General features: G+C 38.5%; 20 protein-coding genes. 5 read left to right on the top strand and 15 right to left on the bottom strand.

The annotated features are described in order from the left end of the window. Nucleotides 1–21: 21 nt before the first annotated feature. Nucleotides 22–333, bottom strand: a complete 312-nt coding sequence (gene rplU, locus BLR60_RS00390; protein WP_039476071.1) for a 50S ribosomal protein L21 — start codon at nt 331–333, stop codon at nt 22–24. A gap of 918 nt (nt 334–1,251) precedes the next feature. Between rplU and BLR60_RS00385 the strand changes: the two genes are divergently transcribed. Together BLR60_RS00385 and BLR60_RS00380 are read left to right on the top strand one after the other, a co-directional pair. Continuing rightward, nucleotides 1,252–2,208: a GLPGLI family protein gene (locus BLR60_RS00385; protein WP_090496091.1), complete on the top strand. Its 957-nt coding sequence runs from the start codon at nt 1,252–1,254 to the stop codon at nt 2,206–2,208. Beyond that, the gene (locus BLR60_RS00380) at nt 2,205–4,865 is read left to right on the top strand and encodes a carboxypeptidase regulatory-like domain-containing protein (RefSeq protein ID WP_090496090.1); all 2,661 of its coding nucleotides are present in this window, start codon (nt 2,205–2,207) and stop codon (nt 4,863–4,865) included. Before BLR60_RS00385 ends, BLR60_RS00380 begins: the two co-directional genes overlap by 4 nt. A gap of 57 nt (nt 4,866–4,922) precedes the next feature. Here BLR60_RS00380 and BLR60_RS00375 read toward each other — a convergent pair whose 3' ends face one another. From BLR60_RS00375 to BLR60_RS00360, 4 genes are all read right to left on the bottom strand, one after another. Further along, nucleotides 4,923–6,413: a M56 family metallopeptidase gene (locus BLR60_RS00375; RefSeq protein WP_090496089.1), complete on the bottom strand. Its 1,491-nt coding sequence runs from the start codon at nt 6,411–6,413 to the stop codon at nt 4,923–4,925. Between the two features lie 5 nt (nt 6,414–6,418). Further along, on the bottom strand, nt 6,419–6,781 hold the full coding sequence (locus tag BLR60_RS00370; RefSeq protein WP_090496088.1) for a BlaI/MecI/CopY family transcriptional regulator: 363 nt from the start codon (nt 6,779–6,781) through the stop codon (nt 6,419–6,421). Nucleotides 6,782–6,922: 141 nt separating this feature from the next. Then, nucleotides 6,923–7,423: a hypothetical protein gene (locus BLR60_RS00365; RefSeq protein ID WP_090496087.1), complete on the bottom strand. Its 501-nt coding sequence runs from the start codon at nt 7,421–7,423 to the stop codon at nt 6,923–6,925. Nucleotides 7,424–7,491: 68 nt separating this feature from the next. Beyond that, on the bottom strand, nt 7,492–8,874 hold the full coding sequence (locus BLR60_RS00360) for a dicarboxylate/amino acid:cation symporter (protein WP_090496086.1): 1,383 nt from the start codon (nt 8,872–8,874) through the stop codon (nt 7,492–7,494). Nucleotides 8,875–9,033: 159 nt separating this feature from the next. Here BLR60_RS00360 and BLR60_RS00355 point away from each other — a divergent pair, with 159 nt between their 5' ends. From BLR60_RS00355 to BLR60_RS00345, 3 genes are all read left to right on the top strand, one after another. Continuing rightward, nucleotides 9,034–9,531, top strand: coding sequence for an RNA polymerase sigma factor (locus BLR60_RS00355; RefSeq protein WP_090496085.1), 498 nt, complete (start codon nt 9,034–9,036; stop codon nt 9,529–9,531). Next, complete coding sequence (locus BLR60_RS00350) at nt 9,518–10,117, top strand: hypothetical protein (protein ID WP_090496084.1); 600 nt, start codon at nt 9,518–9,520, stop codon at nt 10,115–10,117. Before BLR60_RS00355 ends, BLR60_RS00350 begins: the two co-directional genes overlap by 14 nt. A gap of 103 nt (nt 10,118–10,220) precedes the next feature. Further along, nucleotides 10,221–10,787 carry a DUF922 domain-containing protein gene (locus tag BLR60_RS00345; protein WP_090496083.1) on the top strand — a complete coding sequence of 189 codons (567 nt, stop codon included), beginning with the start codon at nt 10,221–10,223 and terminating at the stop codon, nt 10,785–10,787. Here BLR60_RS00345 and BLR60_RS00340 read toward each other — a convergent pair. From BLR60_RS00340 to BLR60_RS00295, 10 genes are all read right to left on the bottom strand, one after another. Beyond that, the gene (locus BLR60_RS00340; RefSeq protein WP_090496082.1) at nt 10,776–11,147 is read right to left on the bottom strand and encodes a diacylglycerol kinase family protein; all 372 of its coding nucleotides are present in this window, start codon (nt 11,145–11,147) and stop codon (nt 10,776–10,778) included. The genes BLR60_RS00345 and BLR60_RS00340 overlap by 12 nt on opposite strands. Nucleotides 11,148–11,288: 141 nt before the next feature. Next, complete coding sequence (locus BLR60_RS00335) at nt 11,289–11,885, bottom strand: hypothetical protein (protein ID WP_090496081.1); 597 nt, start codon at nt 11,883–11,885, stop codon at nt 11,289–11,291. A 59-nt stretch (nt 11,886–11,944) separates the two neighbouring features. Further along, nucleotides 11,945–13,855 carry a beta-N-acetylhexosaminidase gene (locus BLR60_RS00330; RefSeq protein WP_090496080.1) on the bottom strand — a complete coding sequence of 637 codons (1,911 nt, stop codon included), beginning with the start codon at nt 13,853–13,855 and terminating at the stop codon, nt 11,945–11,947. Nucleotides 13,856–14,683: 828 nt separating this feature from the next. Then, complete coding sequence (trxB, locus tag BLR60_RS00325) at nt 14,684–15,640, bottom strand: thioredoxin-disulfide reductase (protein ID WP_090496079.1); 957 nt, start codon at nt 15,638–15,640, stop codon at nt 14,684–14,686. Nucleotides 15,641–15,873: 233 nt separating this feature from the next. After that, nucleotides 15,874–16,518, bottom strand: a complete 645-nt coding sequence (locus tag BLR60_RS00320; protein ID WP_208600540.1) for a putative polyvalent protein kinase domain-containing protein — start codon at nt 16,516–16,518, stop codon at nt 15,874–15,876. A gap of 96 nt (nt 16,519–16,614) precedes the next feature. Beyond that, the gene (locus BLR60_RS00315) at nt 16,615–18,243 is read right to left on the bottom strand and encodes an acyl-CoA carboxylase subunit beta (protein ID WP_090496078.1); all 1,629 of its coding nucleotides are present in this window, start codon (nt 18,241–18,243) and stop codon (nt 16,615–16,617) included. Nucleotides 18,244–18,601: 358 nt separating this feature from the next. Continuing rightward, nucleotides 18,602–19,045, bottom strand: a complete 444-nt coding sequence (locus tag BLR60_RS00310) for a hypothetical protein (RefSeq protein WP_090496077.1) — start codon at nt 19,043–19,045, stop codon at nt 18,602–18,604. A 58-nt stretch (nt 19,046–19,103) separates the two neighbouring features. Further along, nucleotides 19,104–19,565, bottom strand: a complete 462-nt coding sequence (locus tag BLR60_RS00305; RefSeq protein ID WP_090496076.1) for a MaoC family dehydratase — start codon at nt 19,563–19,565, stop codon at nt 19,104–19,106. An 88-nt stretch (nt 19,566–19,653) separates the two neighbouring features. After that, on the bottom strand, nt 19,654–20,247 hold the full coding sequence (locus tag BLR60_RS00300) for an LOG family protein (protein WP_090496075.1): 594 nt from the start codon (nt 20,245–20,247) through the stop codon (nt 19,654–19,656). A 331-nt stretch (nt 20,248–20,578) separates the two neighbouring features. After that, the gene (locus BLR60_RS00295; RefSeq protein ID WP_090496074.1) at nt 20,579–23,158 is read right to left on the bottom strand and encodes a TonB-dependent receptor; all 2,580 of its coding nucleotides are present in this window, start codon (nt 23,156–23,158) and stop codon (nt 20,579–20,581) included. Nucleotides 23,159–23,372: the final 214 nt, after the last annotated feature.

Here is a 23,372-nt window from a genome sequence, read left to right as displayed (position 1 = left end):
GATTATTGGGTTAACAATTAATTATAACGTGATGTCAGAGATCTGAATCTTAGTGAAAAACTGGCGGTGACCGTTTTTCTTTTTGTAACCTTTTCTACGTTTTTTGTGGAAAACGATTACTTTATCACCTTTTAAATGAGATACGATCTTAGCTGAAACTTTAGCACCTTTAACTGCAGGAGCACCTACAGTAATTGCACCACCGTTATCAACCAACAATACATTATCAAATTCAATACTAGCGCCTTCATCTCCTTGTAATCTGTGTACAAAAAGGTGCTGGTCTTTAGCAACTTTAAATTGCTGCCCTGCTATATTTACTATTGCGTACATTGTTTAAATATTAGTTTTTTAATTTTTATTTAACGAGGTGCAAATATAGAACAAATTCAATTAACACACAAACACATATCAAAAATATTTTTCACTAAAATCATGCAAAATCGGGATTCGTAGGATTTCAGGGTTTCAAGATCGATTTTATATTATATTTTTCGAAAATCATGGCCCTAAAATTAATTTGAGCTAAATATAAAACAGCTTTTTTTTTATGGTTTGTAAGTGCAGAAACCTATGTTTCTAAACCTGATTGAGCGGAATAGCCCGGAGCGCAGCGAGGACTATAAGCGAAAGCAGGACTATATACCGCCAAGAACCACCACATGCTCATTTCCTAACTTTTGCTCATTAAGAAACAACAGAAAACATAATAAAATTTGGAGCACAGTGCCTGCACAAAGCATTACGTTCCGCTCCCGTTTTCCGCTTATACGCTTCGCTGCCTCGTACCTCGTTGCTGCAGGGTATCGCTCCAACCGGGGCTAGGTGGCTGCACCTGTATTTCATTTTGAGGGTTGCCAGGTGCAGAAACCCTGGTACCTAAACCTGATCCGATAGCCTATCGGATGAGCGGAATAGCCCGGAGCGCAGCGGGGACTATAAGCGAAAACAGGACTATATACCACCAAGAACCATTGCATGCTCATTTCCAAGTCGTAAAAAGTATTTACCCTGTACGATCAACCTTCATGGCGCCCCCCCGACTCCACTCAAAAGAGCAATCGAAACAAATTATGTGCCTACATATCTTACCGGTAAAATATTACCCTTCCATTGTTCATCTTCAATCAGCTATTACATCATCCAATTTTACATCTTCCATCTTCTCTCCACTAAAAAATGTTAAAATATTTTTTAATTACGAATATTTCGTAGATTTACGAAAATTAAATAGAAAATAATATCAAAATCATGAAAAGAATTTTAACTACCTGTTTGGCTACGGCCATTTTATTTTCTGCAAAGGCCCAGGAACCAGATAAAGCATTGGCCAGGGTACGCTATACTTTAACGCACGTAACCGATACTACGCAGAGAGATAAACCTAAAGTGGAAAATCTGCTTTTGGTAACCGGTAAAAACGCGTCGGTATTTACCAGTTATGATAGACTAAACCAGGCGCAGAACATGCAAAAGCAGATACAGGAGCAAATGAAGAACCAGATAGGCAACGGCAACATGAAAATTGAAGTAAAAAGCGAGACGAAAGTGCCCCTTACCCAGGAAGACTATTTCTTTTTTGCGAATGAGCATAAAATGATTACGAAAGAGCGGGTGTTTAACAATTACCTGGTTGAAGAACCTGCTGCAGCGATTGACTGGAAGATATTAAAAGATACGATGAGTTTCTCCGGGGTTGCCTGCCGAAAAGCAACTGCACATTTTAAAGGCCGTAACTGGATAGCCTGGTTTGCTCCTGAGATTCCATTTCAAAGCGGTCCATGGAAATTAAATGGCCTACCCGGCTTAATTATAGAAGCTTACGACGATAAAAAGGAAGTAAAATATGAATTTGCCGGAATTGAAAATGTAAAGGAAGCAAATGCTACAGACAATGCGGATGGAGAGGTTAAAATGGCAGCCCCAAGTGGCGGAGTGAGTTCGGTAAAAATTATGGGTATGGATATCAGCACAACCTACCTTGGGCCTGAAATCAAACTACCTGCCAACGCGATAAAAACCACCCGCAAAGAACTTGATAAACTGAAAGCGGCCCGTGATAAAGACCCGCAAGGCTTTATGCAGGCACAAATGGCTGCAAACGGCATGCAAGGCTCGTTCAAAACCAACCAGGCACCCAGGCCTACAGGCACAACTGCAAATAAAGCTGAAATTAACAACCCAATAGAAATTGAAGATAAAAAATGAGAAAGTTCATTTTAAGCTGCTGGCTCTCGCTGGCAGTGCTTTCCGTTTTTGCACAAAAGCCCCTTAAAGGCTCGGTAAAAGATGCCAATGGCAAGGGTATTGAATCAGTTAACGTAACGCTAAAAGATGCCGAAGGCAACATCATCAATTTTGCCCGGACCAATAAAAGTGGTGCGTTTACCATCGAACTCAAAAACGATCAGATTTCAGGTTACAAAATTGAAGCTTCGAGCATTGGTTTTAAAAAGCTGGTTACCACAGTAACCGATGCCGCTAAAAGTTACGATCTGATTTTACAACCCAGCGAAACCATGCTGGAAACGGTAACCGTTAAAAACAGGCCTTCATTAAACGCCAGGGGCGATACTTTAAATTACCGTACTGCTGATTTTGCTGATCAGCAAGACAGAAGTATTGGTGATGTATTAAAAAAAATGCCTGGTGTTGAAGTGGCTGAAGATGGCAAGATCAGTTACAATGGAAAATCGATATCCAACCTGTATGTGGATGGCGATAATTTACTGGACGATAAATACAATATAGGCACTAAAAGTATCCCCCATGGAGCAGTTGATAAGGTACAGGTAATTCAAAACGATCAACCTATTAAAATGATGCGCAAAAATAATATGAGCGATGATGTTGCCCTAAACCTGGTGATTAAAGATGAGGCTAAGCTTAAAGTTATGGGCGATGCCACTGTTGGCGCCGGCGCACCTAATCGATTTGACGAAAACCTAACCGCCATGCTGTTTAATAAAAAGCTAAAGTTTATTAACAACATAAAAGGAAACAATATTGGCATTGACCCTGGTGGAGACCTTATTGCACACAATTTTTCTGATTATGCAAAAAAACTGGATAACGACAAACCCAACGCACTGCTCTCTACTGGTGCTGCCGGAGTGCCTTCCTTACCACAAAGCAGATATCTATTTAATAAAGCTGGCTTAATTAACCTGAACAATTTATACAAATTCAATCCTGACCTTCAGTTGAGGGCAAATATCTCCTATTTATATGATCAGCGACGTCAGGAATACAATAAATTCTCGGAGACTTATCTTCCCGGACAAACCATACGCTATGCTGAAACACAGCGCAATGCCATTAATCCACAAAAATTAAGGGCGCAATTTAATTTAAACGGCAATGCGGAGCAATATTATTTGAACAATAACCTGGTATTGGAATATACACCGTTTAAAACCACATCGGATTTTGTAATTAACAATATAGCGGCCAACCAAATACTTAAACAGGAAACCTTCGACCTGTCGAACGAATTTAATTACCGGAAAAAGCTAAAATCGGAGGATGTAATTAACCTCTACTCCTACTTAAATCACACCACACAACCCGAAACCCTGAATATTATGCCCGGCCTAAATGCCGATGTTTTAAATAACGGGAATAGCTATCTGGGATTAATACAATTTATTAAATTACCAACCTGGTTCACTAACAATTATGTATCGTTTGCTTTTGTAAAAAATAATTTTGTACAAACCTACAAAGCAGGTTTCAATGTACAACAGCAGCAGCTTAATTCGGAACTTTTCCGCACACAAAACAACCAGCAAACAGAGCCTGTTACCGGTAATACAGTGAATAACCTTGATTGGCTTAAGACCAAAATTTATTCTGAAGCTATTTACGAGTATAACAACGAGAAGTTAAAGGCTAGTTTGAGCTTGCCGTTAAGCTACAACCACATCAACTATAACGATGTACTTAACCAGTTGGATAACAGCCTGAATAAACTATTCATAAATCCTTCATTTAATTTGAAATACCAAACCAGTACCGAAAATTATGTAACGGCAAATTATAGCTTCAGAAATGATCTGGGCGGTATTAATGATATTTACCGGGGTACCATTTTAAAAAATTACCGCTCACTGTTTTCGAACGATGCACCAATTGCTGAATCCAAAACGCATAACGTGGGGGCCGGTTTTAATTTTAGAAAAGCCATGCAAATGTTATTTGCCAATTTAACGGCAAATTACAGCGATACAGAGTTGAATACTATTGCGGCCTATAACCTCAACAGCAACATTCAGCAGAAAATTGTTTTGCCGCTTAATAACCATATCCGTAACCTTTCTTTGGCAGCAAACGCAAGCAAATACCTGTTTACCTTAAAAAGTACGGTAAATGCCGGTCTAAGTTTTGCACAAAGCAAATACAGTCAGCTGCAGAACAATGAACTTTTACCTTTTAACACACAAACCATGGCTTATAAAGTTGGTATTGAAGCTAAGCTGGCCAACTTCATTAACTGGTCGTACGCTGCTAATTATGCCATAACTAACAATAAAGCCATGGTAGCTGGTGGGATAAAAACGAACTTTAAACAATTGAGACAACAATCTGCTTTGGCCATCACCACATTTAAAAACCTGTATTTGAATTTATCTGCAGAGCATCTCTTAACCCGGCAATCATCACAGCCTGATCTGAAGTATCTTTTTGCGGATGCCAACATGCGCTACAAATGGTTAAAGAAAAAGACTGATATTGAATTTGGAATCACCAACCTCACCAATATTAAAAGATTTGATGCCATTTACCTTTCAGCCAACTCCCTAACTACCGGAACTTATGATATCCCCGGACGGGTGGCCATGCTCAAAGCAACGTTTAATTTTTAATAAATCCACTGCAAATTTGTCAACTTTTTGGCTCCCTTGCTAATAAAGTTGACAAATTTAATTTGCCGAAGGCTTGGTATTAATCTGGATAAATTGCCCTTTTTGATCCATTTTCAACTCCATAATCATATTGGGATTCAATTGATCAATCGCTGCTTTACTCACCTTATTTCCATTTAGGTAATAACTCATACTGGTAACCGACGATTCTTTTGCTGCTGGTTCATCGCTGTTTTCCTTCGTGTTGACAGTAGATTTCATCACGAAAACAGCAGTAACTTTTTTTCCATTGGCAGCAGCTATGTTTCCAAAGCTCCCATTTGCTTGTTCAGCAAGCATAATCTCCTCAATCCGCTCACTAGGTGGAACTGAATCTGTAAAGTTGAATTGTTTAACAAAAACCCGTTTGTTTGAACTGCCATCAGCTTTAAAATGAAACTTAAATTGATCAACCTTTTTTTGAATTGCAGTCACTACATCATGCTGTGCCGAATCTCCACTATTACTGTTCTGTTTAAAAACAAAGGTAAATTTGGTAGCTGTATCTGTTTTATGCACCATTGGTGCTGCAATCTTTGTCTTTTTGTTAATTTTTGATTTTATTTTGGCTTCCACGACAGTTTCAGCCTGCTGATGCGGCATCACATTAACCGCCATTTTTGCTAAAGGGGATAAACTTTGCTGTATAGTCTTTTTATCAATGGTAAAAGCAAGCGTAATGCACAACAAAACCGGTAGAACAAGTATATAACGTGTTAAATTAACTTTCGATGAGCGTTTGGCATTCATCATCATGATCCTTTTCTTAAGATCAGACAGGTTGAAATTATTCACAATGGCAACCGAAGCCTGTAAACTACCAACATCCAGTAAACTATACTGATAAGCTTTTTTATCTATTCCTTTCTTAAGAATGCGGGCGTCGGTAATAAACTCAATGTTTTCGCGAACGGCCTTTTTCATCAGCCAAACACCAGGATTAAACCAGTAAAAAACCACACAAATTTCGGCCAGAATAATATCTAGCGTATGCCACTGCTCTACATGTACCTGCTCGTGTGCCAATATATTGGACAAATCTTCCTGCTTATGCAGGCCTGGATTAATATAAATGGTTTGCCAGAAACTGAAAGGGCTTACTTTATCTGCTAAAATTCTTACCGGATACTGATTTAGCTGATCAGGCGAAGAATTTCGATGCATGCGGTACAAAGAAATAAACTGCACCATTAACCGCAATGCCATTAATACCACGCCAACATAAAAGAATAGGTAAAGTATTTGCCACAATAACGGAACCGCATCTTGTTTTATCAACTGACTTACCTGTTGGTTTAAGCCGGGAACAAATGCCGGTACAGATTTATGGCTGGCCAGAAAATCGGTCAGGTTAATAAAAGGATAAGCGGAAGAAAAAATAATTCCAAATAAGAGAAACATTCTGTTAATGGAATAGAAAGTTAACCGCCGTAACACCAGGTAGTAGGTAGCCGAAAACAAAATCAGCACCAGGTTAATTTTCAATAAAAGGAGAAAGAAATGTGGCATAGCCTTTACTTTTCAGGGTGCTCTATTAAATTTATAATCTCTTTAAGTTCTTCGGCACTGATCTTTTTATCCTTCGCAAAAAAAGCAACAAGCTCTTTATACGAACTTTGAAAATAATTATTGACAAAACCGTTCATAAAACGCTTTTTATACTCTATCTCTTTAACCTTTGCACTATAGCGGTTGGCATTGGCAAAACGCTCACTGACCAGGTATCCTTTACGTTCCAGGTTTTTAATAGTCGATGCCAAAGTGGTATATGGCGGTTTAGGCTCGGGTAATACATCCATAAAATCTTTGATAAAGCCTTTTCCAACCTGCCAAACAGCCAGCATCGCTTCTTCTTCCTGCAATGTTAATTTTTCCATATTTACGAATATATCGTAAATATACGAAAACATCCTAAATATTAAAGACCTTAATCTAAATAGATTAAGGTCTTTAATTATGACAATAAATTAATTTTATTTTCCCTCTTCGCCTTTAGACTCAGGACTTCTGACTCCAGACTATTTCCCGCTTCTTTTTTCGGCCTGTAAAAGCGTTTGATCTATAACTTTACGCATTTGTACGGCAGCATCCAATAGTTTGGGATTACCATCAAAATCGCCGTAAATCACCACATGTTTTGTTTTTTCCTTGTATTTGAACAAAATATCATAACGTGGCACCGCCATTGATTTTACACTTTTCTTACCTATGGTATCCGGAAAATTCCAAAGTCCGATTTCATTGGCTTTGCCGTGCATGTAAAGAATATCGTCGTTTTTTAAAAAGATTTTTTTCTTAATTACCGAATCGGCCCCGTTTACATACTGATATTCGCCAGTGGCCGAGTTGTAGTGGTTTTCCAGGGTATCTTTAATGCCCCATTTGTACTCCATCGATACAAAATCTTTTTTCCGGAATGGTGCATTCTGGATAATAGGCTTATAATAGATGTAACAATAAATGATCATCGGCACGATAATCGTAATGGCTAAGAATATTTTTTTTCCTCTACTTGACACTTTGTATTTAATTATTGAATGAATGAATTTTGAATGATTGAATATTAAAACAGACTCAGGATTTAGGGCTACACTTCGGACTCCTTCAACTCCCCTTCCCACTTGCTGACCACAGCAGTGGCAATACTGTTCCCCACCACATTAGTTGCTGAACGGCCCATATCGAGTAACGGATCGATACCGATTAACAGCGCCAAACCCGCTTCAGGAATATTAAAACTGGCAATAGTACCCGCAATAACCACTAAAGATGCTCTTGGCACTCCCGCAATACCCTTACTGGTTAACATCAGGATTAACAGCATTGAAATTTGCTGCTCGAAACTTAAATGAATGCCATAAGCCTGTGCTATAAAAAGCGAGGCAAAGGTCATATACATCATCGATCCATCTAAATTGAACGAATAACCCAATGGCAGCACAAAACTTACAATTTTATCTTTACAGCCGAAACGTTCTAACAGCATCATTGTTTTCGGATAGGCTGCTTCACTACTGGCTGTACTAAAGGCCAAAATTGCAGGCTCCTTCATATCATTTACCAAGCGGAAAATACGTTTTTTAAGTATCAGAAAGCCTATGAAGATCAATAATGCCCACAAAATGATTAAACCAAAGTAGAATTCACTAATAAAAATGGCATAGGTATTCAGTACACTTAAACCCTGCTTGGCAATAATCGCCGTCATGGCACCAAACACAGCGAGTGGGGCAAAGTTCATTACATAACCCGTCATCTTTAAAATCACATGTGCGATAGCATCAAAAGCCTTAATTACAATAGCTCCTGCAGGGCCAATTGCCGCCGTTGCCACCCCAAAGAATAAGGAGAAAACTACAATTTGCAGGATTTCATTGTTAGCCATCGATTCGGCGATACTTTTTGGAAATACGTGTGCGATAAAATCTTTAACGCTCATGGCTGCTTTCTGAATCCCGGTATCAACCAGATGATCGGGCAGTGATAATTTCATGTGCTTGCCAGGCTCGAACAAATTCACCAGAATCATTCCTAACACCAGCGACATTAACGACATGGTTAAAAACCAACCCAACGTTTTGCCACCAATACGGCCAACCGCTTTGATATCGCCTACTTTCGCAACACCTACAACCAGCGTGGTAAATACCAGTGGGGCAACAATCATTTTGATCAGACGTAGAAAAATATCGCTCAACAGGGTAAAAAACTCTAGTTTTTTCTCCCTTATGGTCTCATTTTCTTTTTTGATTTTAGCGGCAGCTTTTTTATCTACTTTAAGCCGGCTATAAACCGCGCTTGTGGTATCAGTCGCTTTCGCAATGCTTACTTCTATACTTTTAACTTTTGCATCCGCATTCAGGATATTTTGATTGTAAACATTGATAGAATTTACGTTCAAAATATAGCCCAATGCAATCCCTGCAATCAGCGCGATAAAAATAAAAAGCGTGAGTTTGTTTTTCTTCATGAATAAAAAAAGTTTGTGGCAACTTAATTCGGTAAAACTACGATATTTACGGCTTGTAACAAATTTTGAGTTCAGGAGGCGTCAAAAATATATTATTTTGAAATCCTCATGTAACAAAAATTGTGTATCAACATCTAAAACGCAACGACAAACTCCTAAATGGAACAAAAAGACAAGTTATTTAAGCAGATCTTCGATTCGAATTCCAAAAAAATATTCCATTTATGTTATGGTTATACCGGCGATACCGACGCTGCAAATGATCTTTTACAGGAAACTTTTTTAAAGGTCTGGCAAAATCTGGATAAGTTCCGCAACAAATCTTTGATTTCAACGTGGATTTATCGCATTGCTGTAAATACCTGTTTAACCTACCTGCGGTCGGAAAAAAGACAGGCTAAGGACGAATTAACGGATAACATAATTGAAAATAAAGTAGAAGAATTTTCAGAGAAAAACGAACAGGTAGCCCTGCTTTATAAATGTATTTCTAAACTGGAAGAGAATGACCGTTTACTTATTACCATGGTACTTGATGAGCTTCCATACCACGAAATTGCTGATATTTCAGGAATCAGCGAAGGCAATTTAAGGGTAAAAATTCATCGTATTAAACAAAAATTAACAGAATTATATAGCCAGTATGCAAGCGTTTGATCAAATACAGGAGTTGTGGCAAAAACACGAGGTAGAAGTTAAGGTTTCTGCTGATGAGATGTTGCAACAAGCGAAGAAAGAAGTAAATGGATTAAAGCTGAAATCGGCCTTAAACATTGGAGGTATGCTGCTGTCTTTCATAGCCATTGCCGCATTATGGATATTTTTTCACTTCGAATCGTGGACTACACACGTAGGCATTAGCATTACCGTTATCGCCATTGGCGTTTATACTTTAATTCTTTACCGCGATTACCGTTTAATTTCAAAAAATGATTTCACCGCTCATCCTAATGAGTTTTTAAACAACTTAAAAACTTATCAGTTAAACCGTTACAAATTATACAACACACTTTATTGGTTTTACGCTATTGCCCTTTCTTTGGGGATAATATTTTATTTTGTAGAAATACTAGCCTACTTTAACGCTATACAGAAAGTAATTGCCGTAGGTTTAACAGCACTTTGGATTATTTTCTGCTCCACCATTTTACGCAAAGCGGTAATTAAGAGAGAAAAGGAGCGGATTGCCTTGCTGATTGAAAAATTTGAGCGCATTAGCGGACAGATTTCGACACCGGAATAATTTTAGGCACGGTTTTTTCGTTGTAAAATTCAACACACAAAATCCTGATGATTTGACTGCTGAAAGGCAATAAAAAACCAGGATCAGCTACCGTTGAAAAATTATGCTATTGAAAAAACTGATCATACCGATATTATTGCTGCTGCCTTTTTCTTTTGGTTTTAAACAGGATTTTACCCAGCCAGTACAACTCAACTGGGAAACTTATTTTAAAGGCAAAGCCGATGACCGTTCGCCATTTATTGCATTAACGGCAATGACCTGGGAGTACAGTTATAACAGTACCGTTTATCGAAACCGAGTTGTCATTGATCTTAAAAACGAAGTTCGTATTGACAAAAACCGCTCCTGGGTAAAGTGGGATAAAATTAAAAATCCCGATGTCAGAGCGAGTTTACTGCACCATGAACAGGGCCATGTAAACATTCAGTATATTTTGCTTTCTGAAGCCGAAAGGGTGTTAAAAAACCGTAATTATTCTGTTAGCAACTATAAAGCACAGATAGCTGAACTGGCCAACCAGATCAGTACATATTTCGATACCATGCAACGTAATTACGACGATGAAACCGAACATGGCAGCAACCATAAAATGCAGGCCCGCTGGGACCAGATTATCGAAGATAAAATGCAGGAATCTAGAACAGCCACACTGGCTCTACAGCAATAATTTTGGGATAAATATAATGGCCCCAACGGCTAAAGCTAAAAACGCAGTAACCAAAACCGCAGCAGCAGCCAGATCTTTTACTACTTTAATTTTAGGATGAAAATCTGGTGAAACCACATCAGCCAGTTTCTCGATGGCCGAATTTAAAATTTCGGCTACGATAACGGCTGAGATAACACCTAAAATGGCAATCCACTCTAAGGCAGAAAGTTTGAGGTAGAAAGAAAGACCAATAGCGACAATTGCCGCAAAAAGATGAACCCTCCCGTTATGATCGAGTACAAAGAACAGTTTTAAGCCATTAAAAGCATATTTAAAACTTTTGATTCGATTGATAATGGAAAATTTTTCGTTGTTCATTTTTTATTAAAACTCGTCATCCTGAATTCATTTCAGGATCCCTTTATATAAATAGATGCTGAAACAAGTTCAGCATGACGATTAGTCAAAAAACCGTAGCCCCAAGTCTATACTTCACACCCTTCCTCTTCTACCTTAAGTTTAGTTTACTTCGCTAGTCGAAAAAGTATTCCCACTTAACTTGTATTGCAAAGTTTTGGTCACCGCTTTAGTACCATCTGAACTATCCTTTACAGGAAACGAACGAAAAAGATCGCCATTTTTAATAAAAAACTTATCGTCACCAACATAGCCTTTCTTTTGACTTGCACTTAAAGAGGGAAAACTAATTTTATTGAAATCGCCACCAGCGTATTCAAAAACGTTGAGATCGGAAACATTTTTTTTGCTTAACAATTGAATGTATAATTCCGGATTTCCGTCGTTATCCAAATCCATATTCCAGGCATCGGTGATGATACCTTTACGATCAATAGCTGCTGAACGGTAATGATTGCGAATCGAATCAGACATTAAAATCTGGTATCCACCTATCGAATCTACCCCTTTTCCCCAGCTCACAATTTCGAAGTTTAATCCAGGTTTAACCTCAATATCTTTATAAAAAGGGAAAGGATTTTTTATTCCTTCAACCGGGGCTGTAACAACAGTTTTGGGTTTATCTTCAGTACATGCCAAACAAAACAGCATCCCTGCAATGCACAGGAGATGCTGTAATGTATATTTCTGTAGTTTCATTTTAATAAGGGAAGTTTGGTTGTCCCAAATTAAGGATTTTAGCCTATCAAAGCAATTATTTATTTTTTAGTGTCTACAGTAACATCAGGAGCTCCGTTATTTAAAACCGTTTCTGTAGTTACACTCCTTCTACCGCTTGGGGCAATAACGATAGTCTTTAAAACCCGCTTCTCCCCTTTCGGAACAGTGATTTTTACCGGACCAGTGTATAAAAAAGCATTTTCTGAAGGGCGTGATAAATCAATTGAATAATAGATTTTACCACCCCTTACCGGCACCTTTAAATCGATTGTAAACTCACCACCAGTTAAATTTTTGTCGCTCAGACCAATTGGAGTCGGTACCCAATAATTCACATTCATTTTATCTAAACGGGCTAAATGTACAGGCAAACGTTCTTCGCTAAAGTTCTTTAAATCTTTCCGTTCAACCGGCGACCATGCAATTTCTGCCAGAGCCAGGATACGCGGATAGGCATGATTTTCGGCTTTTTCAGATGTTTTAATGTACTCAGTCCACATATTGGCTTGTACACCCTTGATATATTTACGCTGATCGGCAGTTAATACTTTCGGAATCGGATCGTAAGCGTATATTTTCTGATATGGTGCAAAACCGCCTATAGTAACTGGCTCGTCAGGAGAATTAGATTGTTTGTGATCGATATACAACCCCATCGAACCAGGCGTCATAATTACATCATGATTTTGCTGTGCTGCAGCAATACCGCCATCTTCACCTCTCCAGCTCATTACTGTAGCATTGGGAGCTAAACCGCCTTCTAAAATCTCGTCCCATCCAATAATAGACCGGCCTTTAGCATTTACATGTTTTTCTATCGTCTGGATAAAATAACTTTGAAGCTCGTGCTCATCTTTCAGCCCTTTTTCTTTCATTAGCGCCTGGCAAAATGGCGATTCTTTCCAATAGGTTTTAGGCGCTTCATCGCCACCGATATGGATATATTTTGAAGGAAAAACGGCAATCACCTCGTCCAGAATATTATTCAACATGGTAAAAGTATTGGTTGATGGCACGAAAATATCATCAAAAACTCCCCAGGTTTGTTGTACCTGTTTGCCTTTTCGGCTACCGGCCCAGGGGGTTTTATCGCTGATAAAAGTATCACGATCAGGAAAACAGCTTAATTCCGGGTAGGAAGCAATTGCAGCAGAAGCATGACCAGGTAATTCAATTTCCGGGATTACCGTAATGTACTTAGCAGCGGCATATTTAACAATATCTTTAGCTTCTTCCTGCGTGTAAAAACCTTTTACCGGTGTAAGGTAATTTCCATTACCCGGGTAATGACCAATAATAGTACCATTGCGCGATGAACCGATTTCGGTTAGTTTAGGGTATTTTTTTATTTCTAATCTCCAGCCCTGATCATCAGTTAAGTGCCAGTGAAAAGTATTAATTTTATAATAAGCCAACTGATCGATGTATTTTTTGATAAAAGAAATCGGAAAGAAATGACGGCTTACGTCAAGCATTGTTCCACGATAAGCAAAACGTGGATAGTCATTAATATTAACAGCTGGGATAGTTATTTTATCAGCCACTTTATCAGGCATCATTTGCATAGCCGATTGAACGGCATAAAACAGCCCTGCGCCTTTTCCTGTTAAAACGATCTGTTTTGGTGTAACTTTAATGGTGTAACCCTCTGCAGGTAATTGATCTGCACCCACAGATGTTAAAATAATAGCCTTTTGGTTGGGTTGGGTAATTTTAGTTTCCCGTAAAGCAAACCCGGCCTTGGTTACCATAAAAGCATTTAATAAATCAGTCATCTTCGCACCATCAATGCTTTGATTGACTAAAATTGTGGTTTTATCTAATTCGAAATTTCCGCTTGCCCTGGTAATGGATACCGGAGCAGGTATAATCCCCAGGTTGGGGTCGCGCTGCGCAAATACACTCGAACTGATTAATACTCCAATAAAAATCGATAATGCTTTGTTCATTTTTGTGTTGATTTTATAGCTTAAACTAATTATTTAAACCAAGATAGAGATTATGGATAAATTACGAATCCCACATTCTTGTTACAATCCAGATCAACCGTTTGATTGGGGAACGCAACGCAGATAAATATGCAGATTTTTTTTTTATATCAACTTTTTATGGTTGTTTTAACCACAGATAAAAAGATGAACACAGATATTTTTTTTGAAAATCAGGTACAGCAGCATTTGGGTTAAGATAGTCCCGCTCCCGCTTCTGCCAATTTGAAGGAAATTGGCATCCCGCTCCGATCGGGTTTAGGTGGCGAGGTTGGTTAAACTATTTGGGGTTGCAATGTGTAGAAGAAACCATGAGCACTATGCTATTAAACCGCTAATAGCAGCAGAAAAAAACTGTGTTTTTAAACCTGATTGCAATGGAAAGCACGCAAGCGAGGTACGAATGCGGACTTGTAATGAAAAGCAGGACGAACTTTAAAAAGCACTACTGAAATTGCTTTCCAAAAAACGGAGGATTTATAAAATAAGATTTACTTTGATAGATCTCTCGACTACGTTGCCCTTCGCTCGATATGACGATTTTATTTTAGGTTTAGATTGCAAAGCCTGTTGACTAAATGTAAAGCAAGACCAACTTTAAAAAGCACTCCTGCAATTGCTTTCCACAAAAAATGGAGGTTATTATAAAATAAGATTTACTTTAAAAGATCTCTCGACTACGTTGCACTTCGCTTGAGATGACGATCGGCGTGATCGGGATGACATCCATATACAAAAAAAGAGAAACCATTGCTGATTTCTCTCTTTTAAAATATGTTAAAATTATTTTTACGCTTCTACAGGATGCTCTTTAGCGGCCAAATACCTTTCGGCATCAAGCGCAGCCATACAACCAGAACCCGCAGCAGTTACTGCCTGTCTGTAGTACATATCCTGCACATCGCCACAGGCAAAAACACCTTCAATATTGGTCAAGGTAGAACCTGGTTTGGTAGTTAAATAACCGGTTTCATCCATATCCAACTGTCCTTTAAAAATATCAGTATTCGGTTTATGACCAATAGCTACAAAGAAGCCTTCAACGGCGATATCAGATTCTACACCTGTTTTGTTATTTAAAACTTTAACAGCAGTTACGTTTTTACCGTTACCTAAAATTTCCTGCGTTTCGGTATTGTAATGAACTATAATATTTGGTGTCGCCAATACCCGGCTCACCATCGCTTTAGAGGCTCTAAATTCATCACGGCGAACCAATAAATGCACGGTTTTACAAAGTTTGGCTAAGTAAGTTGCTTCTTCGGCAGCGGTATCGCCGGCCCCTACAATCGCCACATCCTGACCTTTGAAAAAGAAACCATCGCAAACGGCACAGGCAGAAACACCAAAACCATTGTATTGTTGCTCACTTGGCAAACCTAACCATTTAGCAGTGGCACCAGTTGCAATAATTACAGTATCAGCAGTAATGGTTTTAATTTCATCAACCACTACTTTGTGTGGTGTTGAAGAGAAATCTACAGAACTTACATAACCAAAACGGATATCGGTGCCAAAACGTTCGGCTTGCTTACGGAAATCTTCCATCATTTCCGGTCCCATAATTCCTTGCGGGTAGCCAGGGAAATTTTCTACATCTGTAGTTTGCGTAAGCTGTCCGCCAGCTTGCATACCGGTATACATGATTGGTTTTAGATCAGCTCTGGCAGCATAAATTGCAGCAGTATAACCTGCAGGACCTGAACCTATAATTAAACACTGAACGTGTTCGTTTTCTTGTGACATTATATAATAAGTTTGAAATTCATTAATCGTAGCGCAAATTTAATGCTTTAAATAATTGTTAACAAGCGCACTTTGTCAACATAGTTTACTTATTAACAAGCGCAAAGCGCTTCGCATTTGGCGAAAAGCGCTCAAATAGTATAAATACTGTGGTCAGTTATTACTGACTTAATGTTTCATCTATTTTAATTTAAGAAACAATTAATGTTTCTAATATTACCGCTGTTTTTAAACTAATAGTTTTCTGAAAAAAATTCGGGAGTTAAATAAAATATAGTATCAATAAAATATAAAATTCCATCTTTTGACAATACGTTTTCATCATGTAAATCTTCTAAAAGAATACCCAAATCGCGGTTTACATAGTCATGATTTCTGTTATTCTCGAATAAATTGTAAGATAAAAACTGTTTAACAACAGTCAAATCAGTAATTTCTGTTGATTTAATAAATTCTTGCTTAATTACGGCATAGAGTATTTCGTTAATAACTTTAAAGCCTAATAATTCGTAAGCTGAAGATTTAAAAAAATAATTATGAATAAGCAAACTATTAAAGTAATCAAACCAAGATTCATAAAATATTGAATCGTTAATTTTAATTACATGAAAATCATCATAATAATAAACTCGTTGCTCTGCTCCGGCACTAATAAATTTATCTTCAGAAATTTCGGCCGAATAAAATAAATCCTCTGTTAGTGCGAAGTTAATCAGATTGACTTTTTCTTCACTTTTGAAATGCTTTTGTTCTTTAGATCTGAGGCTTGTTTTCTCATTTCTTCTAAGGAAATTTTGCACTTTTTTGAGTTGGCTTGTTGAGCCAATTGATCCATCTCCAATAATGATATTCTGTAATTCATTTTTAATATTCTTCATTAAAATGGTGTGTACAAAGATACTAATAATATTCTTATCCTACATTTAGCATTGATTCACCTTAATGATATCATCTTCAAAGAAGTTTATCAGATTTTAAGTCTGTATTACCCCAACACTAAACTTTTTCGTAATCGGCGATTGATTGGCTGCCTCAATTCCCATTGAAATTACCTTTCTGGTTTCGAGTGGATCGATAATACCATCGACCCAAAGTCGTGAAGCAGCATAATATGGGGTGGTTTGGCTATCGTATTTATCGGTAATTTCTTTCAATAGTTCAGCCTGTTTTTCAGGGGTAATTACTTCGCCTTTAGCTTTTAAAGATGCTTCCTGGATTTGCAACAGCGTTTTAGCTGCCTGTGAGCCACCCATAACCGCGATTTTTGCTGTAGGCCAGGCGTAAATTAAACGCGGATCGTAGGCCTTACCGCACATGGCGTAATTACCGGCACCATAAGAATTACCTAACACGATTGTAAATTTAGGCACTACAGAATTGGCAACGGCGTTAACCATTTTGGCCCCGTCTTTAATGATACCACCATGTTCGGATCGGCTGCCGACCATAAAACCGGTCACATCCTGTAGAAAAACCAATGGAATTTTTTTCTGATTGCAATTCATGATAAAACGGCTTGCCTTATCGGCACTATCCGAATAAATTACCCCGCCAAACTGCATTTCCCCTTTTTTCGATTTCACCACTTTACGTTGATTGGCCACAATACCTACGGCCCAACCATCAATACGGCCTAAACCACAAACAATACTTTGCCCATAGCCTTTTTTATATTCTTCAAATTCGGATCCATCAACCAAACGGTTAATAATATCCATCATTTCATAAGGTTTATCCCTGCTTTCAGGAAAAATGCCGTACAGTTCCTCTTCTTTTTCTTTTGGTTTAACAGGCTTAATCCGATCGAAACCTGCATTTTGAGGAGCGCCCAGCATACTCATAATATTTTTGATGCTATCTAAACAGGCCTGATCGTTAGGATGTTTATAATCGGTAACACCCGAAATTTCGCAATGCGTAGTTGCTCCACCTAAGGTTTCATTATCTATTTCCTCTCCTATCGCCGATTTAACCAGATAAGACCCTGCTAAAAACACAGAACCGGTTTTATCCACAATCATAGCTTCATCGCTCATAATGGGTAAATAGGCACCGCCTGCAACACAAGCACCCATAATAGCCGAAATTTGTACAATTCCTTCTGACGACATAATGGCATTATTTCGGAACATTCTACCAAAATGTTCTTTATCCGGAAAAATTTCGTCTTGCATGGGCAGATAAACACCAGCACTATCAACCAGGTAAATTACCGGCAGACGGTTTTCCATGGCAATTTCTTGCGCACGAAGATTCTTTTTGGCTGTCATAGGGAACCAGGCGCCTGCTTTTACGGTTGCATCGTTAGCCACAATCATACATTGCCGGCCGCTCACATAACCAATACCACAAACCACCCCGGCCGAAGGACATCCGCCTTGCTCAGCGTACATGCCATCGGCGGTAAAGGCGCCAACCTCTAAAAAATCAGAATCTTTATCAATTAAATATTCAATCCGCTCACGGGCCAGCAGCTTACCTTTTTCCTTTTGTTTTGCCGCATTTTTTTCGCCACCACCCAGGTATATTTTTTTGAGTCTGGTTTTCAGTTCGTAAACCAACTGCTTGTTTACATCCTCGTTTTTATTGAATTCGATATTCATGGAGGCAATTTAAATTTAATTTTAGAAAAACAGTATTGACCAAAATGGTTTCTGGTCTACCAACTGGTTTAACCGCAAGTGCGCTAGATTTTTAAACACAGAGATCACAAAGAAAAAGCACAGAGCGCAAAGAGCGGTATATGCTTCAATTTAAACGCTAAGTTTTAACCACAGAGCTTGATAGAAAAAGACACTAAGCATGAAAAAAACTATTATGACCCGGCACCACTCTATGTAAAACTACGTGATCTCTGTGGTCAATCATTTAATTAATAAATCACTCCATCAATCTTTATCTTTTGATATTTCTCTGCCCAGCCTTTACCTCTTATATATTTGACCAGAGTGGGATGGCCTTTTAAATTTGGATGATAAACAGGATCAAACGAAAAAGTGATTTCATCATCTGATTTTTGAACCAAGTCACTTCGTTATCATTTTCATCTTTTTTGCCCGTGGTGAAAAACTTATCGCCCTGCTTTGCAGAAAAATCAGCTCTGGTATATGTTTCTAAAGGACTATCGGGATAGCCCTCAATCAATTTATTATTTTCGTCTATCCTTAAATAAAATGTGCTTGTCGCATCGCCACCTACCAAAGAATAAAACGTGTAAAAAAGCTTATTATTAATTCGAACTGTGTCCTGAATTTCGGTATAGGACTGCGCATTCATATACCATAAATTACCAATCTGCATCGGTAAAAATGAATCAGCTGCCAAATGCTGATCTTTCCTGGTTTGGCAAGAAAGGATAAACAGGCTAACTAAAATAAAACTTAAGAAGCTATTATTTTTGATCATGAGCGAATCTATTTTATATTTAAACTTAAATATAAACAATACGCTACATTGTAAGTAATTAGTTTACAAAATGATATAAGAAAACCACTTCTCCGCTAAATGCAGGTTTTTTCTGATCTTCAATTTCCATTTCGATAGCCATATTAACTTTAGTTACGCCACGGAGATTAATAATAGAAGCCAGCTTTGCTTTTAACCTCACCTTACTGTTTACCGTTACGGCTTGTGCAAATCTTAAACTTTCTATCCCGTAGTTGATCTCCATTTTCAGGTTTTGAATATCAACAATTTCTTTCCAAAGATACGGGATTAAAGAAAGCGTTAAATAACCGTGCGCTATAGTTGCCTTAAAAGGGCCTTCATTTTGGGCTCTTTCTTCATCAACATGGATCCATTGATGATCTAATGTGGCATCAGCAAATTTGTTAATCTGTTCTTGTGTAATGGTATGCCACGAAGAAACACCTAATTCTTTGCCCAGGTATTGTTCAAATTCTGCGTGCGAGGTAATAATTTGCATTGGTGTATATTTTTGGCGCCAGGCGTTTTGCGTATGGCGGGTTGATAATTTCTTAGTCTTACTTGATACTTTCTAGTTGATACTTCTCCTAAGTCAAATTTCCTTCTCTGAACCAAACCTCGTCTGGAATAGCCGAAAAATCATCCATTTTATTAATTAAAGTTTCAGCATCTGCTTCATTGAATACTAAATCGCGATTGGCCGGTTTCAAAAATTTACTTTGCACCATCATATCCATTTGGGCGAATAAAGGATCGTAAAAACCACCAACATTTAATACACCGATCGGCTTATTGTGCAACCCGAGCTGCAGCCAGGTTAATACTTCGAAAAACTCCTCTAATGTACCAAAGCCACCAGGTAGGATCACAAAACCATCGCTCAGATCGGCCATTTTTTGTTTTCGCTGGTGCATATTTTCGGTAACCAGCATTTCCGTTAAACCCTGGTGGCCAACTTCTTTATCCATTAAAAACTGAGGAATTACACCGGTAACCAGACCACCCAACTCCAGCACATCGTTAGCGAGCAAACCCATCACACCAACACTTCCGCCTCCATAAACCAATCTGATCTGTTGTTCTACAAGTGTTTCTGCCAATTGCTTTATTGCATTACGTAGCGTTGCATCGCCATTAAAGTTTGAGCCGCAGTATACACAAACGGAATTTAGCTTATTCATTGAATTAAAATTTTTCGAAGTTAAGATTTTATAGGCTTTCTATAAATTTTTATTCTGCACAAACTTTTGGCAGTACCTTACGTACAAGTTGTTGTCTTATTTTTTTGCCTAAGGACTAGCGGTTTTGCAACATAAACCTGATTGGAGAGAAAGCCCACGCAGCGAGGACTTGAAACGGAAAGCGGGGCTGACGTTAACATGGAATACTGTCATTGCTTCTCAAAACCATATTGACCACTTAAAGGTAAGCATTTGTTTGTTCCAATAAAAAAGGAGCGGCATTACACCACTCCTTTAACCAAATATAAAAAAGAAAAATTAAATTAGATAACTAGAATGCATAACGGATGGTTGCACCGTAAGTTCTTGGATCGCCCAATACGCCAGCGTATAAACCAGAATTTCCTGCTGCTGCCTGTAATTGCTCATAGTAATTTTTGTTTGTTATATTTCTGCTCCAAACAAATAAAGAGAACTTATCTGATTTGAATCCTAACCTGGCGTTAAATAAAGCATAACCTTTAACAATCAATACGCTTGAGGGTGTGGGATTTGAAGAATATTCTGAACGGTAACTGGCGTCGCCTGCGATAAAATAGCGTCCCTCCCTTGTTGCCAGATTTCCGGGAGTACTCAGCTCTGAACCACCCGAAATATTCCATTTGGAAATACCGGGTAACCTGCCTCCCGATGCATCTTTAAATGCCACCTGCGTAGCCACGCCATTGATCAATTCGGTATGTCCGGTTTCCTCTAAAGGAAGAGGCGCGTTAGTAAATTTCACATACTTACCGTCAAGATAGGCCAAAGCTGCATTTAAAGTTAAAAACCGCTCCAACTGATAAGTACCGTCTATTTCCAATCCTTTTACCCTTACTTTTTCAGCATTGGCCAAATAACCTCTGTTTACGCCCAGTTGTGGCGATTGCACATTGGTCTGGTAATCTTTAATATCTGTATTAAACAAACTGATATTTACAATGGCCCCTTTCACCGGCTTTGTTTTAGCACCCAACTCATAATGCTGAACATATTCAGGTTTAACAACAGCTACCGATAAATCGGCTGCTCCCGTCGAGGTAGTTGGCAAACCACCTACATTAACACCCACCGGTTTGTAAGCGGTAGAAAAGGTTCCGTAAACATTTAAATTATGGCTTGGACGATAAGAAACGGTAAAGTTACCCGATAAATTGTTGTTATCTACCTTTGTGGTGAACTGCTGATTGGCATATACAGCTGCTTTAAGTGCTAATAACGCCGCATCAGTAGTTTGCAAACCGCCATAGGTTACCCGATCATAATCTACATCTTTTTTATCATAAGTATACCTTAAACCCGGTAATACATGCAGGTTTTTCAACACTTCCCAATCAACCTGAGCAAAAACAGCTGCACTTAACGATTTAATGGTAGAGTTGGTTTTAATGCCGAAACCATCCAATAAACCTGGGGTAGCATATAAGGCTTGGTTGCCCGTATTGCTGGTCTGCACAAAACGCCATTGATCTTTACCTACTTCTTCGGTTTGTGCTAAACCTTTTAAATTCTGACCAAGGAAATAAACGCCCACTACCCCACTTAATTTTTCAGTAATATTCCCTGCATACCGAACTTCCTGCGAGTATTGATCATGACGGGAAGTACCCTGCGATTTGGTTAGCGCCGCCAGTTCTGAGAAATCACGGTCATTTGTCGGATCCCAGTTCCAGAATCTCCAGGCCGTAGTTGATGTAAGTGTTCCGTTACCGATTTTATAATCTACATTTAGAGAGATTCCACCTATTGATTGGTTATGTCTCCAAGGGGTATTGGTATTGATTTCTCTTGAAAAAGGATCAATTTTGGGTTGCTGATAACCTAAATCAGAAACAATTTTAGCGTATTGGCGGTATGCACTTCTTTCGGTTGTGGTAACACCGGCAATTACCAATGGATAACCTGCCGGATGCTGAATGCTGACATCACCGCTTAACAATACCTGTAATTTTTCCGAAGGGGTGTAATATAACTGACTTTTAAAGCCCAGGTTGTTTTGTCCGCTATACTTGCGCTCTTCTCTGGTATTCCAGATGGTACCATCGCGTTGCGTACCTGAAATGGAAATTTTTGCAGCAAGGTCTTTTGCTAGTGCTCCGGAAACTGATGTTTTGGCCTGAATAAAATTATAATTCCCTGCGCTCAGTTCTATTTTTGCACTAGGCGTTAAAGTTGGTTTGCTCGTCGTGATGTTAAAGGCACCTGCGGTAGTATTTTTACCAAATAAGGTGCCTTGGGGGCCGCGCAAAATTTCGATCTGATCGATATCCAGAAAATCGGTGGAGGTGGCCGCCGGACGGGCATGATAAACGCCATCGACATAAAAACCCACCCCCGGATCAATACCGTCATTGGTTAAACCAAAAGTAGACCCCAATCCTCTGATATTTAACGTGGTATTTCTGGCATTAGAAGCATATAACTGTACTGAAGGCACTAATTCTTTTAAGCGGTTAACATTAAAAGCACCTGCATTTTCTGCTGAACGGCCACCAATAACTGTAATTGGAATCGGTACATCCTGTAAAACTTCCGAACGCCTTCTGGAAGTTACTACAATTTCATCAAGCAAGGCATTTTCTACCAAAACCAATTCTATTGGCGTATCCTGAAGTTTTAGTATCTGAAAATCCTGTGGTTTATAGCCTACAGAGCTTACCTGAAGATAAAAAGGCGTTTCCTGGTTAACATTAATGCTAAACGCGCCATTTTCATCGGCCACTACGGCCTGATTGGTTCCTCTTACCTTTATGGTTGCATTAGGGATGGTTGTGCCGTTGGTTGTTTTAATAACTCCGGTTACCGGACTTTGGGCAAAGCTAAATCCTGCCGAAAATAATAATGAAAAGAGAAAAAGTAAAGTTTTGTTCATGGTTATATTGATGGTTTATTTAAATGCTGTTAATTAATGACTCGCTCGAGAGACCGTGATTACCTTTTTAGAATGGTTAAAACAGTCATATGAAAGGAGTTTTTGCTTCATCATTATAATTATTATATAATCCCTATAGATTTAGTAGACAAATATATTAAAAAATATTAGCTGCCAAATTTTATTTTGCGATTTTTATAAAATAGACCTGTAG

The organism is Pedobacter terrae, from assembly GCF_900100705.1.
GTDB lineage: Bacteria > Bacteroidota > Bacteroidia > Sphingobacteriales > Sphingobacteriaceae > Pedobacter > Pedobacter terrae.
Note: the sequence above shows the minus strand (reverse complement) of the source record. Positions and strands in the feature narration are given on the sequence as shown.

What these genes read in the sequence shown, in the direction of transcription:
- rplU (WP_039476071.1), bottom strand. Translation starts at nt 333, where the DNA reads ATGTACGCAATAGTAAATATAGCAGGGCAGCAATTTAAAGTTGCTAAA.
- BLR60_RS00385 (WP_090496091.1), top strand. Translation starts at nt 1,252, where the DNA reads ATGAAAAGAATTTTAACTACCTGTTTGGCTACGGCCATTTTATTTTCT.
- BLR60_RS00380 (WP_090496090.1), top strand. Translation starts at nt 2,205, where the DNA reads ATGAGAAAGTTCATTTTAAGCTGCTGGCTCTCGCTGGCAGTGCTTTCC.
- BLR60_RS00375 (WP_090496089.1), bottom strand. Translation starts at nt 6,413, where the DNA reads ATGCCACATTTCTTTCTCCTTTTATTGAAAATTAACCTGGTGCTGATT.
- BLR60_RS00370 (WP_090496088.1), bottom strand. Translation starts at nt 6,781, where the DNA reads ATGGAAAAATTAACATTGCAGGAAGAAGAAGCGATGCTGGCTGTTTGG.
- BLR60_RS00360 (WP_090496086.1), bottom strand. Translation starts at nt 8,874, where the DNA reads ATGAAGAAAAACAAACTCACGCTTTTTATTTTTATCGCGCTGATTGCA.
- BLR60_RS00355 (WP_090496085.1), top strand. Translation starts at nt 9,034, where the DNA reads ATGGAACAAAAAGACAAGTTATTTAAGCAGATCTTCGATTCGAATTCC.
- BLR60_RS00350 (WP_090496084.1), top strand. Translation starts at nt 9,518, where the DNA reads ATGCAAGCGTTTGATCAAATACAGGAGTTGTGGCAAAAACACGAGGTA.
- BLR60_RS00345 (WP_090496083.1), top strand. Translation starts at nt 10,221, where the DNA reads ATGCTATTGAAAAAACTGATCATACCGATATTATTGCTGCTGCCTTTT.
- BLR60_RS00340 (WP_090496082.1), bottom strand. Translation starts at nt 11,147, where the DNA reads ATGAACAACGAAAAATTTTCCATTATCAATCGAATCAAAAGTTTTAAA.
- BLR60_RS00335 (WP_090496081.1), bottom strand. Translation starts at nt 11,885, where the DNA reads ATGAAACTACAGAAATATACATTACAGCATCTCCTGTGCATTGCAGGG.
- BLR60_RS00330 (WP_090496080.1), bottom strand. Translation starts at nt 13,855, where the DNA reads ATGAACAAAGCATTATCGATTTTTATTGGAGTATTAATCAGTTCGAGT.
- trxB (WP_090496079.1), bottom strand. Translation starts at nt 15,640, where the DNA reads ATGTCACAAGAAAACGAACACGTTCAGTGTTTAATTATAGGTTCAGGT.
- BLR60_RS00320 (WP_208600540.1), bottom strand. Translation starts at nt 16,518, where the DNA reads ATGAAGAATATTAAAAATGAATTACAGAATATCATTATTGGAGATGGA.
- BLR60_RS00315 (WP_090496078.1), bottom strand. Translation starts at nt 18,243, where the DNA reads ATGAATATCGAATTCAATAAAAACGAGGATGTAAACAAGCAGTTGGTT.
- BLR60_RS00310 (WP_090496077.1), bottom strand. Translation starts at nt 19,045, where the DNA reads ATGATCAAAAATAATAGCTTCTTAAGTTTTATTTTAGTTAGCCTGTTT.
- BLR60_RS00305 (WP_090496076.1), bottom strand. Translation starts at nt 19,565, where the DNA reads ATGCAAATTATTACCTCGCACGCAGAATTTGAACAATACCTGGGCAAA.
- BLR60_RS00300 (WP_090496075.1), bottom strand. Translation starts at nt 20,247, where the DNA reads ATGAATAAGCTAAATTCCGTTTGTGTATACTGCGGCTCAAACTTTAAT.
- BLR60_RS00295 (WP_090496074.1), bottom strand. Translation starts at nt 23,158, where the DNA reads ATGAACAAAACTTTACTTTTTCTCTTTTCATTATTATTTTCGGCAGGA.